General features: G+C 39.8%; 15 protein-coding genes. 5 read left to right on the forward strand and 10 right to left on the reverse strand.

The annotated features are described in order from the left end of the window. Positions 1 to 201: 201 nt before the first annotated feature. Positions 202 to 531, forward strand: coding sequence for a stress response translation initiation inhibitor YciH (locus CWC18_RS05385; protein WP_138589653.1), 330 nt, complete (start codon positions 202 to 204; stop codon positions 529 to 531). On the opposite strand, the gene CWC18_RS05390 is transcribed toward CWC18_RS05385, so the two are convergent. Further along, entirely contained in the window at positions 528 to 3,512 is a 2,985-nt protein-coding gene (locus CWC18_RS05390; protein ID WP_138589652.1) for a bifunctional diguanylate cyclase/phosphodiesterase, read from the reverse strand. The two genes, CWC18_RS05385 and CWC18_RS05390, sit on opposite strands and share 4 nt — an antisense overlap. 340 nt (positions 3,513 to 3,852) lie before the next feature. Between CWC18_RS05390 and CWC18_RS05395 the strand changes: the two genes are divergently transcribed. Further along, positions 3,853 to 5,007, forward strand: a complete 1,155-nt coding sequence (locus CWC18_RS05395) for a chorismate mutase (protein ID WP_138589651.1) — start codon at positions 3,853 to 3,855, stop codon at positions 5,005 to 5,007. Positions 5,008 to 5,047: 40 nt separating this feature from the next. Here CWC18_RS05395 and tyrA read toward each other — a convergent pair whose 3' ends face one another. The 6 genes from tyrA to ffh form a co-directional block, all read right to left on the reverse strand. Beyond that, on the reverse strand, positions 5,048 to 6,169 hold the full coding sequence (tyrA, locus tag CWC18_RS05400; protein ID WP_432760755.1) for a bifunctional chorismate mutase/prephenate dehydrogenase: 1,122 nt from the start codon (positions 6,167 to 6,169) through the stop codon (positions 5,048 to 5,050). A 178-nt stretch (positions 6,170 to 6,347) separates the two neighbouring features. Next, entirely contained in the window at positions 6,348 to 6,707 is a 360-nt protein-coding gene (rplS, locus tag CWC18_RS05405; RefSeq protein ID WP_138589649.1) for a 50S ribosomal protein L19, read from the reverse strand. A 33-nt stretch (positions 6,708 to 6,740) separates the two neighbouring features. Further along, a complete protein-coding gene (gene trmD, locus CWC18_RS05410) occupies positions 6,741 to 7,508 on the reverse strand; it encodes a tRNA (guanosine(37)-N1)-methyltransferase TrmD (protein WP_119862401.1) in 768 nt (255 codons plus the stop codon). Beyond that, positions 7,508 to 8,041, reverse strand: a complete 534-nt coding sequence (gene rimM, locus CWC18_RS05415) for a ribosome maturation factor RimM (protein ID WP_138589648.1) — start codon at positions 8,039 to 8,041, stop codon at positions 7,508 to 7,510. The genes trmD and rimM overlap by 1 nt, the downstream gene beginning before the upstream one ends. Positions 8,042 to 8,058: 17 nt before the next feature. After that, positions 8,059 to 8,307: a 30S ribosomal protein S16 gene (gene rpsP / locus CWC18_RS05420; protein WP_138589647.1), complete on the reverse strand. Its 249-nt coding sequence runs from the start codon at positions 8,305 to 8,307 to the stop codon at positions 8,059 to 8,061. A gap of 245 nt (positions 8,308 to 8,552) precedes the next feature. Further along, positions 8,553 to 9,932: a signal recognition particle protein gene (gene ffh, locus CWC18_RS05425; RefSeq protein WP_119862399.1), complete on the reverse strand. Its 1,380-nt coding sequence runs from the start codon at positions 9,930 to 9,932 to the stop codon at positions 8,553 to 8,555. Positions 9,933 to 10,097: 165 nt separating this feature from the next. Between ffh and CWC18_RS05430 the strand changes: the two genes are divergently transcribed. Beyond that, positions 10,098 to 10,904: a cytochrome C assembly family protein gene (locus CWC18_RS05430; protein ID WP_138589646.1), complete on the forward strand. Its 807-nt coding sequence runs from the start codon at positions 10,098 to 10,100 to the stop codon at positions 10,902 to 10,904. Positions 10,905 to 10,965: 61 nt separating this feature from the next. Further along, complete coding sequence (locus CWC18_RS05435; RefSeq protein WP_138589645.1) at positions 10,966 to 12,240, forward strand: HlyC/CorC family transporter; 1,275 nt, start codon at positions 10,966 to 10,968, stop codon at positions 12,238 to 12,240. A 426-nt stretch (positions 12,241 to 12,666) separates the two neighbouring features. On the opposite strand, the gene CWC18_RS05440 is transcribed toward CWC18_RS05435, so the two are convergent. Together CWC18_RS05440 and CWC18_RS05445 are read right to left on the reverse strand one after the other, a co-directional pair. Beyond that, positions 12,667 to 13,518: a hypothetical protein gene (locus CWC18_RS05440; RefSeq protein ID WP_138674865.1), complete on the reverse strand. Its 852-nt coding sequence runs from the start codon at positions 13,516 to 13,518 to the stop codon at positions 12,667 to 12,669. Positions 13,519 to 13,992: 474 nt separating this feature from the next. Beyond that, a complete protein-coding gene (locus CWC18_RS05445; protein WP_138674866.1) occupies positions 13,993 to 14,604 on the reverse strand; it encodes a transglycosylase SLT domain-containing protein in 612 nt (203 codons plus the stop codon). Between the two features lie 306 nt (positions 14,605 to 14,910). Between CWC18_RS05445 and CWC18_RS05450 the strand changes: the two genes are divergently transcribed. Beyond that, positions 14,911 to 16,254: a glycosyl hydrolase family 28-related protein gene (locus CWC18_RS05450; protein WP_138674867.1), complete on the forward strand. Its 1,344-nt coding sequence runs from the start codon at positions 14,911 to 14,913 to the stop codon at positions 16,252 to 16,254. A gap of 142 nt (positions 16,255 to 16,396) precedes the next feature. Here the strand turns inward: CWC18_RS05450 and CWC18_RS05455 are convergent. Continuing rightward, a partial coding sequence (locus tag CWC18_RS05455) for a transposase (RefSeq protein ID WP_138674868.1) occupies positions 16,397 to 17,125 on the reverse strand: 729 nt, incomplete at its 5' end.

Raw genomic sequence — 17,125 nt, forward strand, 5'->3', positions numbered from 1 at the left:
TATGGTTTGAATTTGTTATCCGTGCACTGATTTAAATATAACGCTTTTACATTTTTTCGCAAAAAATTAACGTTATCAAATGTCATTTATTTTTGTAGAGTGCCTTTTTAATAGCTCTTCATCTTAAAATAAGCTTGGTATCAGACATTAAAATATCTAAAATACACCGTTAATCGTACAAAAAATAAAAGTGGGATAAAAATGTCAGATAACCGCTTGGTATACTCTACCGATATCGGCCGTATCAATAACGAAGAAGCAAAACCGCAAGCGCAAGCCAAACTATTTAAAGACGGTGCAATACGGATTGAAAAACAGACTAAAGGCCGAAAAGGCAAAGGTGTCATGCTTGTTGTGGGTATAGACCCTCAAGAGCATGATCTTAAAAAACTGGCAAAAACGCTAAAAAGTAAAATGGGTCAAGGCGGAGCACTAAAAGACAACATCATTGAAGTACAGGGTGATGATCGTAATAAGCTCAAATTAATATTAGAATCGCTTAACTTTAAAGTAAAAATAGCCGGCGGCTAATTGCCGGCACTGTCTTGCAACTGAGAGCGGAATATCTCAATTTCATGCTCAGGTAACGGTGGGCTATAGTAGTAGCCTTGCACTATATAGCAGTTATTGCGCTTCAAAAATGCCACCTGCTCTTTTGTTTCAACCCCTTCAGCTACAACTTGTAGATTGAGTTTTTGCGCCATTGCAATAATTGCTGCTGTGATCTCCATATCATTAGAGTCAGCAGGTATATCCTTAACAAATGATCTGTCAACTTTTAAAGTGTCTACAGGAAAACGCTTAAGGTAGCTTAATGACGAATAGCCAGTCCCAAAATCATCTATAGATAAACCAACACCTAAGTCTTTCATCTGATGTAGCTGAGTAATTGCGGCTTCCACATCACCCATCAACATACTTTCTGTTAATTCTAAGTGTAGCTTTTCAGCTGGCATCTGCGTTCTTTGTAATACATCTGAGATTTCGTTAATTAAATGCGCATCTTTAAATTGACGTGCCGAAAGATTAATAGACATGTTCCCAGAGCGGCCCTGTCGTTGCAACCGCATAGAGAACAAGCACGCTTCTTCAAGAACCCACACACCTAATTCCACGATTAGGCCTGTTGCCTCTGCGATCGGAATAAACTTTGTGGGTGGGATCATGCCTTTTTCAGGATGCTTCCACCGGATCAACGCTTCATAGCCGACAATATGCATAGTTTTACAGTCCACTTGAGGCTGATAAAACAGCGTAAATTGCTTTGCCTTTATTGCCTGTCTTAATTCATTTTCAATATATAGCCGTTCATTTGCAGCGGCATCCAATTCCTGCGAATAAAAATGAAATGTATTACGACCTTTCGCCTTAGCCTCATACATAGCTAAATCAGCGTGCTTCAATAATTGCTCTTCTTCTTTACTATCGAATGGCGCCATAGTGATACCAATGCTTGCGCTAACAATCACCTCGTTGTTGCCCAACTTAATTGGCTTATTTAATGTACGTTGAATAATATGCGCCACCTCCATGGCATTTTCACGCTTATCAATACCACTCAAAAGCACAGCAAATTCATCACCACCAAGTCGCGCAATCGTATCTTCAGATCTTAACCGTAACTTTAATCGTTCAGCTACTTCTACCAACAACCTGTCACCGGCATCATGACCTAACGTATCATTGATCCGTTTAAACTCGTCTAAATCAAAGTAGAATAAAGCAAATGCATAATGACCCCGTTCAGCTAACGCCATTGATTTACGCAACTGCATTCTAAAGAAGGTTCTGTTTGCTAAACCCGTTAACGTATCAAAATACGCTAACTCCTCCATTTTTCGTTGGCTCTCTTTAACAAAAGAAATATCTTGTGCCGATGCGACATAACTAGAGATTTGCCCACCATCTTCTCTGATTGGAGAAATACTTAAACTCACCCAAATAGGCTTTGGATCTGAGCCTGCAAGCATAGTATCTCCGCGCCAGTAATTTCGGCTGCGTAAGTCAATATCAATATCGTCGACTAAAATAGCCATCTCTTTTGAAATAATACTCAGTAAAGGTGCACTCAAGAAATGGCTCTCTTCAAACCCTGTCATTTCCAACATTTTGGGGTTTACATATTCTATTTGGAAATATTCATTGGTGATCACAACCGCCGTACCAGAAAATGAAACGGCTTTTGATAATCTATTTGCCGCCTTTTCTGCAATTTCCTTTTCTGTGATCCGTTGATTTAAACCCGTAACCAGCTTTTTAATTTCTTCACTCATGTCGTTAAATGAAGCATTGAGCTGACCGATTTCATCGTTACTGCTTGGCATTGATGGCATATCCCACTGCCCTCGACCAAACCCAACGACTGCGTTTACCAATAAATTAATACGGCCTAAAACCAATTGGTACAGCACTTGATGTAATAACAAGGCGACAAATAGAGCATAAAGTAAAAATAAGCCAAAAAACTTAACTTTGAGTTCTTCTAATGCCGAGAGCGCCGAGTCTCGTTTCTTATACACACCAATATACCAATCCAACTGTTTTAGTTGTTGAATATTTATAATGTGTCCTTCACCATCTAATGTAAACTCGTCTTGAAATTCTGGTAGCTTCACTAATAAAGCAGACTCGATAACGTTATTCAAAGCGGGGATCGAAATAGCCTTCCCAGATGTTACGCTATTTTCCGAACGCTTAACCCTCAGGTTAGGTGCCGCAATTATGTGGCCTTGCTGATCAAATATCACAAACCCTTGCCTAGAATCTGGCGCAGGCAAATGTGACAATAATGTTTTGAGTTCAACATCAGTGCCAGTAAACCCTAAGTACTCATCACTATCATAAAGTGGTACTAAAATGCTGATCACCCATTTATTCCACACTGTATCGAAATGCACTCGTGACCAAATAGCCTCCCTCGTGGGATTCAGTTCCTCTCTCAATAATGGTAACGCATGAGTACTAAACAGCGCCTTGTTTGGCGAATTATTCAGTAAAATATTAGGCGGGGCTATCCGGACAAAATTACGTGTTGTTACTAAATAAAAATTAAAGAAATCTTGCAGCAATGGTGGTGCAATAATGTTCCATAATGACTCTGATTGGGAAAATAATCGTCTATCACTTTGTGTTAAAGTTTCAGCTGGCAAATAAGCTGCTGATAAACCATTTTTTGCAGTGCTGCGAAACTCCCTTTTATTTTCATTAATAAGAGTAATTGGTTTATCATGCAAAAGTGTTGACTCGGTAAATAACTGCTTGGTAACAACAATATTTGCTTGCTCCGCTAAGCTTGTTTTCAAATCTAAGTATTGACTAAACTGAACAACGGCTTGACTGCTTACCCGCTTTAATTCTGAATACTCTTCATAGATCAGCTGCCTTTCTTCCGATTTAAGCATTAATGCAGCCGCAAAAACACCCGCAATCAAACACACTGCAGATATCAACATTGATAGCTTTACACTTAGAGAGTTTGCACCAAACCTTGAAGGGGGCCGACGATTGACCACTTTTAAACCCTTATCATAATTATAATTTTTTTCATTAAACTAAAATTAATATAACAGATACATACAGCATAAGTCACGTTAGTATCATCACCAAAACACCAAGCACGACATCGCTTTAAAAGCGATTTCTAAAATAATCACTTGTAGAACTAATTTAAAGTATGGTAATAATATACTTAATTTAATTTATTTATAACACAATATGACAGTTAAGATTGCTCACACTACATATTTCTTTTTTAGCTTCTTTAGGTGAAGAGGCTGAACTGTTTGCGTGTAACACAAATAGCTAAGCCTCCCAACTGGGAGGTTTTTTTTTGCATTGGGAATGAGAGGACCTATGACTGAAAATACATTAAATGCACTGCGTCGTGATATCAATGAGATTGATTCCGACCTAATGGTTTTGCTTGCAAAGCGCCGTCGCATAAGCCACAGCGTATTAGAATACAAAATTACCAACAATAAACCTATTCGAGATGAAGAACGGGAACAAGTACTACTTGAAAAACTGATTAGCTATGGTAAATCACTTGGCCTAGATGCATTTTATATCAATAGCGTTTTCCAAACGATCCTTGAGGACTCAGTATTAAATCAACAGGCTTTATTACAAAAAAGTCTTAACCCTGAAGCGTTAGGTGATACCCATAGAGTTGCCTACTTAGGTGGTCAAGGGTCCTATAGCCAGCTTGCATGCCATAAATACTTTAGCCGCCGGCCAGGTAAAGTCGTGGAGCTAGGCTGCCCAAGTTTTGACAAAATTACCGAACAAGTTGAACGAGGCCAAGCTGATTACGGTCTGCTCCCGATTGAAAATACAAGCTCGGGTAGCATTAACGAAGTGTTTGATTTACTACAACATGCTCAAGTCTCAATCGTTGGAGAAGTAACTCAAACAGTAGAGCATTGTTTATTGACGAACCCTGGTACAGAATTAAAAGACGTTAATAAAATATTTGCACATCATCAACCTTTTGCCCAATGTAGCCGTTTTTTACAAGGGCTAGGTGATATACAACACGAAGCATGCGATTCAACATCCAGTGCACTTCAATCTGCACTTGATACACCACAAAGCGCAGCAATCGCCTCCGCACAAGCAGGCAAAAATATAGGATTGGAAGTCATCAAAACCGGTTTGGCAAATCAAGCTGAAAATCATAGTCGGTTCATAGTCGTAGCTCGGGAGTCATTACAGGTTTCTACCCAACTTCCTACCAAAATCAGCTTAATTATGGCGACAAAGCAGCAAGTGGGTTCATTGGCAGACGCTTTGATGGTATTCAAATGTCATAACATTAATATGGTAAAGTTAGAATCTAGGCCTGTGCCAGGAAACCCATGGGAAGAAGTTTTCTACGTTGACTTATTAGCGAATACCGCTGAAAAGCGCGTCCAAGAAGCGATGGAGCAACTCAAAGAACATACCCAATTTGTAAGGGTATTAGGTTGTTACCAAAGTGAGTCGTTACAGGCTGTAGATGTTTTATAATATAACCAAGAAATAGCGCATTTGCGCTATTTCTTTTTCATCAATCTAGTACTTTTGCATCGTTAGCTTTATTTAACAGCCCACGACTTTGAGATAGGAACTGGCCGACACTGCAAGAGAAATATTGTTTAGCTTGTGCAAATGCATCAATTAAAGCCTCTTTATCCCCCGCTTTCAATAATTCTAAGGTGCTACTAAACGTATCTTGATAACTCGCTATCAGCCCTTCAACATCGTTATATTGAGCGAGCATTATATCTGAATATAATTCTGGTGATTGAGCAAACAACCTTCCCACCATCATAAGTTCGAGTTGATAAATAGGCGAAGAACAACTACGAAGCTCTTTTAGCGTATGTGATTGTTTTGCTAAAAACTGACCATATACAAAAGTCGTCAAATGGCGCATAACTTGAATGATCTGCATTGCTTGATCATGTTTTTTTGCATCGATGTTAACCAATTGACATCCCCAAATACTCAACTGCTCTAATAGCCCTTGGTAATTACCTGCTTGTCTGCCATCACACACAACCACTGTTTGTTTTACCCAATGGGATATATCTGGACCAAACATTGGATGCAACCCCACCACTGGGCCATTATGCTTTTGCATTAACGATTTTAAAGGACCTTGTTTAACAGACGTAATATCTGCGAGAACACAATCATCAGGCAATGCAGGTAACTTCGCGACAACATCATCAATCGCATTAATTGGCACACTGACCAAAACCAGTTTTGCACCGCTTAATATTACGTCAGCTTCCGCATACTGCGGTTTATCTAAGATTCGTACTTCATAGCCAGAGCGGCGAAACTGTTTTGCAAACAATTGCCCCATTGCCCCTTCACCACCAACAATCACAATCGGTGATAATTCAGGCGCAGCACAAGCCAATAAGCTTTGTTGATTCTCATAGGCTTCACGCATCATACGCCGCAGAATATCCTCAATTAAGTCCGGATTAACGCCACTGCTTTTGGCTTGCTCCCTTCTGGCTGCAATAAGCTCAGCTTCTCTAGTTGGAGCATGTAAAGGTGCTCCCGACTTTTGCTTAACAACACCAATTTGTTCGGTTAAAGCTCTACGCCTTGCCAACAAAGCGACCAATTCGGTATCACACTCGTCAATGCCATTACGTAGAGTATCTAAATTCATTTCACTTGCCATGTTGTAAACTTATAATTACAGTGTAAAAAATACAATACATCAAGTCTATCAGGAAGGGTGCGATGATAAAAGATATAAAAATAAGTCAGAATGATAAATATAGCGTATAAAACAAAACAGGCCACTCAAAGAGTGGCCTGTTTTTTCAGCGTGATAAACGCTCGTATTAATTAAGTTTTTCTTTAATACGTGCTGATTTACCTGAACGCTCGCGTAGGTAGTAAAGCTTAGCACGACGAACTGCACCGCGACGCTTAACTGTAACGCTATCGATAAGAGGGCTGTGCGTTTGGAATACACGCTCAACACCTTCACCGTTCGAGATCTTACGAACAGTGAAAGCTGAATGTAGACCGCGATTACGCTTAGCGATTACAACACCTTCAAAAGCCTGTAGACGCTCTTTGTTACCTTCTTTTACACGTACCTGAACAACTACTGTATCACCAGAGCCGAACACTGGTACGTCTTTTTTAAGCTGCTCTTCTTCAAGCGCTTTAATAATATTTTGGTTTACTTTTGCCATTATATTTCTCACATTCCTAGGTGTAACTGTCTTCTAGCCACAAGCTTCTTGGTACTCATGCTGAAACTCAGCGAGTAGTGCCGCTTGCTCCTCAGTCAGAGCTAGGTTACGCAACAAGTCTGGACGACGTAGCCAAGTTCTTCCTAATGACTGCTTTAAGCGCCATTTAGCAATTGCTTGGTGGTTTCCGCTGAGTAATACAGCAGGCACCTGTTTATCATCCAATGTTTCTGGCCGAGTATAATGAGGACAATCTAACAAGCCATCCGAAAATGAATCTTGCTCAGCTGATTGGTTGTGACCTAATACGCCTGGCACTAATCGCGCGACTGCGTCAATAAGTGTCATAGCAGGTAGTTCACCACCGCTAAGAATAAAATCGCCAATGGACCATTCTTCATCTACTAGAGATTCGATGATCCGTTCATCTATACCTTCATACCGACCAGCTACTAAAATCAATTTTTCAGATGCCGCCAACTGAGCAGCACCTTGTTGATCTAGTTTTCGCCCTTGAGGGGACATATAAATTACTTTAGCGCCTTCTCCAGCTGCAGATTTTGCAGCTAAGATAGCTTGCTGTAATGGTTTAACCATCATCAACATGCCAGGACCGCCACCATAAGGTCTGTCATCTACAGTTCTATGCTTATCTGTTGCATAGTCTCGTGGATTCCAGCAATTAAAATCGATTAAACCGTTTTTAACCGCACGCCCTGTCACGCCTTGTTGGGTTAGTGCATCAAACATTTCTGGGAAGAGTGAAATCACTCCAACCCATAGTGGATTTTGCTGACTCATTAAAAGCCTGGATCCCAATCAACAGTAATTTTTTTCTCATCATGTTTAACTTCTTTTATAACTGAATCAGTTAAGAAAGGAATTAAACGTTCAGATTGACCAAATGCATCTTTTTTGTTTGCTTTCACAACCAAAACATCATTTGAGCCTGTCTCCATCAAGTCATCAACAGTGCCTAAGTCATAACCTTTATCAGTTACAACCGACATGCCAATGAGATCTCGCCAATAAAACTCCCCAGAAGGAAGTTCCGGCAATTGCGCTGAATCGACAGAAATTTCTGCATTGGTATACGCCATTGCTTCGTCTCTGTCGTTTACTTGCGCAAACTTAGCGATAAAGCCCTTGTTGTGACGACGCCAGTCGCTCACTTCAAGAGTTTGCCATTTACCTTGTTGCCCTATTAACCATGGGCTGAAATCGAAGATCCCTTGGGGATCATCAGTAAATGAATGTACCTTAAGCCAGCCCTTAATTCCGTAAGGAGCACCAAGCTTACCTACTACAATAATCGAGGTGTTTTCTTGACTCATGGTTACACTTACGCCTATTAAGCCGCTTTACGAGCGTCTTTAACTAACTTAGCTACGCGATCTGTTAGAGATGCGCCCTGACCAACCCAGTGTTCAACACGGGCTAAGTCTAAACGAACTTTCTCTTCTTGACCTTGAGCAATAGGGTTAAAGAAACCTACTTTCTCGATGAAACGACCGTCACGCGAGAAACGGCTATCCGCAACCACAATTTGATAGAAAGGACGCTTTTTAGCGCCACCACGTTGCAAACGAATAGTTACCATACCGTCCTCTGAATAGATTGACTGTTTTCATTAATAAGATTTACTTCCTGCAATAGGAAGCTGGGGAATTGTACGAGTTTTTAGCCACAATGCAAGTAAGAAGTGCGGATAAATGACACTTAGGTAGATTAAATGCTGATCTGAGGTGTAAAAAAACAACCATAACATGCTGCTGCTTTTATGATCAATAAAAAAGAGGCTGTCGCCTCTTTTTTATTTTATTTAAAGAAAAATGCTACTGCGCCTTAAAATTTAGGGCCGCCGCCGCCCATCATTCCTGGTGGCATCATCCCTTTCATATTGCGCATCATTTTCATCATGCCGCCTTTACCCTTCATCTTTTTCATCATTTTTTGCATTTGAGTAAATTGCTTCAATAATTTATTGATGTCTTGAACCTGGGTGCCTGAACCTGCTGCAATACGCTTTTTACGCGAGCCTTTAATAATATCAGGGCGTGCACGCTCTTTAGGCGTCATAGAACTGATGATTGCTTCCATTTGTAAAAACGTCTTATCGCCTACTTGGCCTTTAACTGCATCAGGCAAGTTATTCATACCTGGGAGCTTCTCAAGCATCGACATCATGCCGCCCATGTTTTTCATCTGCTTTAACTGCTCAGCAAAATCTTCCAATGTAAAGCCATCACCTTTAAATACTTTCTCTGCTACTTTGGCGGCTTTATCTTTGTCGACTTTCATTTCGACTTCTTCGATAAGTGATAAAACATCACCCATACCCAAAATACGAGATGCAATACGATCTGGGTGGAACGGCTCTAATGCATCCGTTTTCTCCCCCACACCCATAAACTTAATGGGCTTGCCCGTTATATGACGAATAGACAGCGCAGCACCACCTCGGGCATCACCGTCGGTTTTGGTCAGAATCACACCTGTAAGCGGTAATGCCTCACCAAATGCTTTTGCTGTGTTTGCCGCATCTTGACCTGTCATGGCGTCTACAACAAATAGCGTCTCTACCGGCGTGATAGCATTATGCAGGTCTTTTATTTCATCCATCATGTCAGTATCAACGTGTAAACGACCCGCAGTATCAACTAGCACAACATCAATAAATTTCTTTTTTGCATGACTTATCGCATTGTTTGCAATATCGACTGGCTTTTGCGAAATATCACTTGGGAAAAACTCAACCTCTACTTCACTGGCTAACGTCTCTAGCTGTTTTATTGCCGCTGGGCGGTAAACATCCGCACTAACCACCAAAACCGATTTCTTTTTACGCTCTTTTAAGAACTTTGCAAGCTTACCGACACTGGTTGTTTTACCCGCACCTTGTAAGCCCGCCATCATGACCACCGCTGGCGGCTGCGCAGCTAAGTTAAGCTCTTCGTTTGCTTCACCCATCGCACTTTCAAGTTCTTCGCGTACGATTTTAATAAACACTTGGCCTGGGCTTAAGCTTTTCGTGACTTCAACACCTACCGCACGTTCCTTTACTTGTTTGACAAACTCTCGAACTACAGGCAGTGCAACATCGGCTTCGAGCAATGCCATACGCACTTCACGTAACGTGTCTTTTATGTTTTCTTCGGTAAGGCGGCCTCTGCCACTGATATTTTTTAACGTTTTACCTAAGCGTTCTTGGAGGTTTTCAAACATGTATAGGTTCCAATATATCGTAATTGCTGTACATTATACTGATATGCTCTTAACTAATACAGTATTCAAGTGCAGACAAAGATTCTTTTTAGAAACTCTATGCAAGTGGCGAGGCATAAAATACAATAGTCTATCAAAGGAAAATAATTATTAGGCCCAGATCATATGTTGATTGTTAGCTTGTCGCTTATTGCCAGCGTTTTTTATGTGCTTGCCACAGGGCACGTGTTATCTCGGCTCTTTCATAAAGAAGGGCCTAGTCATAAACTGACAATTATTCTCAGCACGCTCGCTATATTGACGCATATGCTTGTGCTCGTGAACTCGGTATTTACCACTGAGGGGCAGGATTTAAGTACAGTAAACGTAGCCTTACTGACATGCTGGGTTATTGTTGTCAGTGTCACCACCGTTTCGTTAAAGTTTCCAGCTACGCTCTTATTACCCGTTGTTTATGGCTTTGCTGCACTTCTATTAACCGCGAGTTTATTTGTACCCCATCATATTATAATGCAATCTATTAATGTAGATATTGGCTTAGTTGTGCATATTTCCCTGTCTTTGCTTGCCTACTGCGTACTTATTATTGCTACTTTATATGCCATACAGTTCTTCTTTATAGATAAGCGTTTAAAACAAAAAGATTTGGCCATTATGCACAGTCATCTTCCCCCCCTTATGCAAGTTGAACGACAGCTCTATCAACTTTTAACTGTGGGTACTGCGCTGCTAACGTTAGCCTTACTGTCAGGTTTTACATTCTTAGAAGGCATGTTTAACAAAGAATTTATACACAAAACAGTGCTATCTATCATATCTTGGGTCATATTCTCAGCTGTGACGTTTGGCCACCATCAATTTGGGTGGCGTGGCAAACCTATCGTATTTACTATTATTGGTGCATCAGGGCTTGTAACATTGGCTTATTTTGGTAGTAGATTTATTCAAGAAGTCGTACTTGTTAAGTTTTAGCTTGACTAAAAATCCAAGCTAACGCTTAATACGTTTTCATAAGTAAAAAAGGACTCCTCTGTTGGACGACATATCTACAAGCACCCTATTTATTATTTTAGGTTTGCTTATTTTGATCTCGGGCTATTTCTCAAGCTCTGAAACAGGGATCATGTCAATTAATCGTATTCGATTACGTCACCTCGAAAAGCAAAATCACAAAGCTGCAAAGCGTGTTAGTAAATTACTGCGCAGACCTGACAGGCTGATAGGCCTAATCCTTATCGGTAATAACTTAGTTAATATTGCAGCCGCACAGGTTGCCACAATTATTGGAATACGCTTATATGGCGATATGGGGATTGCCATCGCGACGTTTGTACTCACACTCGTTGTGCTGATTTTTGCCGAAGTCACACCAAAAACATTGGCAGCGCTTTATCCAGAAAAAGTGGCTTTTCCTAGTTCAATTATACTTAAGGGCCTACTCAAGGTTTTGTTCCCTTTCGTTATCGCTGTTAACTGGATCACCAACGGTATGTTGCGAATTTTTGGTATTTCCAACCAACAAATTGAAGAACATAGTTTAAGTAAAGAAGAGCTTAAAACGGTCGTGAATGAGTCAAGTGCCTTACTGCCTTCAAATCACCAGAATATGCTAACGTCTATTCTTGATTTAGAACAAGTCACAGTCGAGGATATAATGATACCGCGTAATGAAATTAACGCAATCGACATAAACGACGACTGGAAAGACATTTCAAAGCAACTGACCAATGCACAGCATACCAGAGTCTTGTTATATCGCGATCAAATTGATGACGCCGTTGGCTTTATTCATTCAAGGGATGCTCTAAGATTACTTACCAAAGAGCAATTCGACAAGCCTTCGTTACTACGAGCAGTTAGAGAAATTTATTACATTCCCGAAAACACCTCGTTAAACACGCAGTTATTAAAATTTCAACAGAGTAAAGAACGTATCGGTTTAGTTGTTGATGAATATGGTGATATTCAAGGTTTAGTGACTCTTGAAGATATACTTGAGGAAGTTGTAGGTGACTTTACTACAACGCAAACGCGCGCAACCAGCGATGAAGTTGATATACAGAGTGACGGCTCGGTGTTAGTAGATGGGGCTGCAAATATTCGTGATATCAATAAAGAAATGACCTGGGAATTACCAACAGAAGGGCCGAAAACACTCAGTGGATTGATCGTAGAGTATTTAGAAGATATCCCTGAGACACAATTAGGTATGCGAATTGCAGGTTATCCAATTGAAATAATTGAGATAAAAGAAAATATGATAAAACAAGTCAAGGTCTTTCCTCAAAAAAGAGATACCAGCAAATAACAATAACCATCATTGAAAAAGCCGAATTTCTGTAAATTCGGCTTTTACTTATGTTGAGTTTAAGCTCAATCCCAAAAATAGTTTTTTGTAATACAAGAAAATCTACCTATCAATGTGAATGTAGTCTTATCCTGTTAACTTTAGTATTCTCAAACTTGGGTTTTTAAGTACGGAGTAACCGTCTCAGAATAGAGTTCTGAACAGATGCTATCTAAATCCTTAGTACTCAATAAGGCAGCGATATTATGTTAGTTCGCTAATTTTATTACCTTCTCTCATTCCATCATCATGAAGGCTGTCGATAAACTATCAGCAACCATACAAAATCGTGAAATAACAGCAATCATTTTATCTAATAAATACATTAATTCATCATCTCTGTTCTATAAATAAAGTTTGAATTAAAGCATTTTTTTACTCTATCTTTTATTTTTCATTAGGATAATGCGTGCCATTTTTATGAATTTCTGCCAGCCAATCATCAAACATATTATTCGCCTCTATAAGCTCTTTCTCTGAGAGTTGAGAGTACTGTCGTTGCTCAAACCAAGCATAACGATTATACAATTCATTATTATTTGTTATTTCCATTATTAAGCGATCAAGTGTGTACGATTTTACTAGGCTGTTACCGCTAATTTGCTGTGAACGATATAAATCTGCTAATTTAATTAACGCCTTTTCACTACCATGCTTTGATGCTTGCTCTAAATAGCTGACTTTTTGTTGATTGAATTTATCTCGTAACCGGATAAATTCATCCCTCGGCAGATCATCCAAACCCTGTGAATGCATGTAAAATTTAGCGGTAAGACCTGTAAACATTTGTTGTGCAGCGACAGAGCCCTGTTTTGCTGCATCTTCAAGGTAAAAGTAAAACTGACGACGTTGGTCTTGATTAATCGCCTCACAGTAATCGAACTGCACGAGTGTATTATCAATCGCCTCACTGGCATCAGAGTAACTTGCCTGAGTTTCTAGCTTCGCTTGCAATGCAAAATCGTCAATCGGTGCAAAAAAACAATACCTTAAACTTTTAGCAAGAATGTATTTTGCATCAATATCACCTTGATCAGCCATATTTTTTAAACGATTAAAATGCGCTTTGAATTGTCCTGTCTGTTTCCAACGAACAGGTATAACTGTTTCTAATTGACCACTGTTTACATGTAAATCATTTATCGCATGACTTGAAACATCTTGCTGCGGCAACTTATCTGTCATGATTGGCTGAGTGGTCTTAGCGTTGATTAATTCAGGTTCTGAAGTGATTTTCAACGCAGAGCTCGATACTGATGGTTGAATCAAAAGGCGACAGTAGTAACCCACAGTAAGAACTATGAATATTAAAATAAGAGATAACCAAGAACGCATTATGATTTAAGCCATTCTTGATAGCTAAAATGTATTTCTTTCATATCCAAGTACAACCAAACCATACGATCCACAAACCACTCCTTAAAAAACCATCATCCGTAAGTTACCGAACACAAAAAACCAAATATCTCAAGCATAGAGCCCATATAAAATAGCAAACCAATCGCTGATAATGACTACAGTAAACTACCAGTTTTGAGGTAATGACTTGGTCGAATTAGAAAATATATAAACAAGAAAAACCCGTTCCGCTTTCAATTCGAGAAGACAATACCCAAGGTAATACCCAAACAATGCTAGTTACTTATCTTGTAAAAATGAGTCAGCTTTGATTAAAAGTACTTTACTAAAAGTGCTAGTTAATACACTCTGAATTTACCATGAAAACAAACGCTCAAACCAATTTTTATTTAAATCAGCTTCACAGCGTTTAAGTTGTGCACCATATCTACTGGCACGATGTTTTACTTTATTTGCAACAGCCATCAACCATTTCTTCTTCTTATAAGTCCCCCGTTTATAACCCCCCCAACCATCATGATAATTTAAGTACTGTGCATAGGCATCCCACTTGGATATGCCGTTAACTTTGTGGGTCTTATAAACAAACCATGCCATAAAATCGATGGCATCCTCAAAATCATCTCTATCGGCACCCGAATTACCCGACTCCCGAATGTAATCTTTCCAAGTCATCGTTTTCGCTTGTGAATACCCATAGGCAGAGCTAGCTCTACCGGTCGGAATAATCCATAAAAAATACTCCATTGGTGGCGCGGCATCATGTCTGAAGGAACTTTCTTGATACATCATAGCCATTAATACATGCTTAGGTGAGCCCCATTTTTCTTGTGCATCTCTCGCATCATAATACCAATCTTCTTTTTCTTTAAATATTTTACATAAGTCATCTGGTTGCTTCGGTGGTGCAGTAGCACACCCCCCAAGTACACATAGCAAAGGTATGAGAAAATATTTTTTTAGCATTTTTTTAAACCTTATTGAACTTTTGCAATTATCGTCTGTCATAACTTATGAATGCAGCAGTTTAGCATTGTTTCATCCCTGAATTTCAATTAGCGCAGCTATTTTAGCTGCGTTTTTTTTATTTGTTCTACCAAATACAAACCCTAACAATTAAATTTCATCTCGACACAATAAAACTATATAACATCAGACAAATTCAATAACTTTTTACAACTGTACTGTCGTATATTCACCAGTTGATTGTACCTGAAAAATTAGGCAAACTATGTAATCGTTAATACCACCTGTTATTTTAAAGGACTAAACATGAAAAAAAGCTTAATATTACTCGCTTTAGGGTGTACATCACTCAATGCGCTCGCCGCTGACACCAGCGTAATCTCAATTACAGATCAAGCGTTTGGTGCTATTGCCAATGATAACATTGACGATAGTAATGCCATACAGTCAGCCATCAATTTTGCTGTTCAAAACAATAAAACAGTTTATATTCCCGCTGGTACTTTCAATGTCGAGAATACGCTCGACTTCACCGCAGCCGGCGGTTCTCATCGCTCAAGAATAAAAGTAACGGGCGAAAAAAGAGAGTTGTCAAAGTTAGTGACATCATCGAACATCAGCATGTTTAAAGTAGCTCATGGTGTAGAAATTCATAACTTAACTTTATCTCAAACTAATTCACAGAAGCAAGGTAATGCTATTGATATCCCGTTTGCGTCTTATCGCTCTCACTTCTCAAAGCTTGATATAGCGGGTTTTGATAAAGGCATTAATGGTAAATGGGTGATATGGAGTCGATTCGAAGATTTATTTATAAACAACGTCAATATCGGTATTAATTTACACGGCAACGGTGACGCACCAGCCTATTGGAATACTGAACCCAACGGCTGGTTTAACAATGTAAATATTTTTGACAATATCTATGTTGAAAAATCGCAAACAGGTATAAAACTGGCCGCGATGGGCAGTAATATCACAAATTCAACAGTGCAAAATTCAAATATAGGCGTTGAGATTTATGGTCCAGCAAATCACTTAACTTGGAATAATCAGATTTCAAACTTCTACGCGGAAGGTGTTCAGACTGTCTTTAAAGTAAAAAATTCAAGAACACTTGATATCAATGGCGTATTTGCACAAGGTGGCAGAAGCAACGCAAGGTATCGTGCCATTATCGATGCCGAAAATGCGGGCTCAATAACAGTACATGGCATGACCGGGCAAGATTGGTGGCAACACAGTGCAATATTAAAAAACACCCAGCTAACAGGTAAATTAGTCGCCATCGGTGGCACAGGTAATTACGATAACCAATCAACCCACTCCAATGGCATTATCAAACAAACAGCCTCTATTAGTTTACCTGCAAACAGAGCGTGGCAAGCATTACCTGAACGCATAACTATATCCGGTAACTCTGCTTACCGCGTGACTGTTTCAGGTATAAGAGATGGTTATGAACCTGTTTTAGAAGAATACACACTATACAATTTCAACGGCAGCAGTCGCTTTGGAAAAATTAGTCATGTTTCAGGTAAGCAACGGATCAAGTTTAAATTCGATGCCGGAAAAATATTTGCAAAACTGGATTACTCGGGTGGTGGCGGATTATCTAACGGTAAGATTACGGTAGAAAAGGTACATTAACCCCCTTGAGATACCGTATAAACAATTATGCGGTATCTCAACATTCCCTTAATTAGAACAATTCTTCAAGAGCATAATTGCACAAGGCTCCCCTTTACAACTATTTGTTCAACAACATATGGTGCAGCAGGTATTTTAGGGGTCAAGCCAACAACCTTTCACATTGCTTATAATTAGCGCGCCGTTTTATTTCAAGGCTCGCACAATAGTTATCTAGCTTCTTAGGCCGACCTACAGCACCGTGAAATACTTTGGTAAATTGGGTGGTGAGTTTTTGCCAGTTCTCTGGGGCGATGTTGAGTCTGTCTAAAATTGGGGAGTTGATTGGGCTTATAGCGCCTCGCTTATCTGCCCGCATACATCGGCCTGTCAACTCTACAAGTTCTAAGTAGGACTTTAATTCAAAGGGTAAACCTTTGGGCATGTGCTTTCGGGGGCTACCTGCAAAACGCGCCAAGTTTTTCGGTTGCTTGCCTTCTTTGGCATGTTCACAGCGTGTTTTAACACTCGTGTAGTCTGAGGTTTCGGGTGTCTCAGCCATTTTGGCTCTAATTGGGTTTAAATCAACATACGCCATACAGGCTGCCAGTGCCGCTTCATCGAGTAAGGCTTGTGATTTAAAACGGCCTTCCCAGAATCGGCCTGTACAGTTATCTTCTTTATTCGCCTTGCGGGCAATGCTTTCATTCAGTACCCGCATAAACCAACTGATACTCGCTAAACGCTCTCTAAATTGTTCAATGTCTTTATTTAAAAAGGTTTGCTGCGCTGAGTCTAGCCGCTCACCTTGAAGGAACTGATGAGACAGTATGGTGCCTTTAAACAGCTTATGCCATCTGATAATAATCGCTTTATCACTCAGTCTTTTAGC

Source organism: Pseudoalteromonas aurantia, from assembly GCF_005886875.1.
Classification (GTDB): domain Bacteria; phylum Pseudomonadota; class Gammaproteobacteria; order Enterobacterales; family Alteromonadaceae; genus Pseudoalteromonas; species Pseudoalteromonas aurantia_A.

What these genes read in the sequence shown, in the direction of transcription:
- CWC18_RS05450 (WP_138674867.1), top strand. Translation starts at nt 14,911, where the DNA reads ATGAAAAAAAGCTTAATATTACTCGCTTTAGGGTGTACATCACTCAAT.
- CWC18_RS05395 (WP_138589651.1), top strand. Translation starts at nt 3,853, where the DNA reads ATGACTGAAAATACATTAAATGCACTGCGTCGTGATATCAATGAGATT.
- CWC18_RS05430 (WP_138589646.1), top strand. Translation starts at nt 10,098, where the DNA reads ATGTTGATTGTTAGCTTGTCGCTTATTGCCAGCGTTTTTTATGTGCTT.
- CWC18_RS05385 (WP_138589653.1), top strand. Translation starts at nt 202, where the DNA reads ATGTCAGATAACCGCTTGGTATACTCTACCGATATCGGCCGTATCAAT.
- CWC18_RS05445 (WP_138674866.1), bottom strand. Translation starts at nt 14,604, where the DNA reads ATGCTAAAAAAATATTTTCTCATACCTTTGCTATGTGTACTTGGGGGG.
- ffh (WP_119862399.1), bottom strand. Translation starts at nt 9,932, where the DNA reads ATGTTTGAAAACCTCCAAGAACGCTTAGGTAAAACGTTAAAAAATATC.
- tyrA (WP_432760755.1), bottom strand. Translation starts at nt 6,169, where the DNA reads ATGAATTTAGATACTCTACGTAATGGCATTGACGAGTGTGATACCGAA.
- rplS (WP_138589649.1), bottom strand. Translation starts at nt 6,707, where the DNA reads ATGGCAAAAGTAAACCAAAATATTATTAAAGCGCTTGAAGAAGAGCAG.
- rimM (WP_138589648.1), bottom strand. Translation starts at nt 8,041, where the DNA reads ATGAGTCAAGAAAACACCTCGATTATTGTAGTAGGTAAGCTTGGTGCT.
- trmD (WP_119862401.1), bottom strand. Translation starts at nt 7,508, where the DNA reads ATGAGTCAGCAAAATCCACTATGGGTTGGAGTGATTTCACTCTTCCCA.
- rpsP (WP_138589647.1), bottom strand. Translation starts at nt 8,307, where the DNA reads ATGGTAACTATTCGTTTGCAACGTGGTGGCGCTAAAAAGCGTCCTTTC.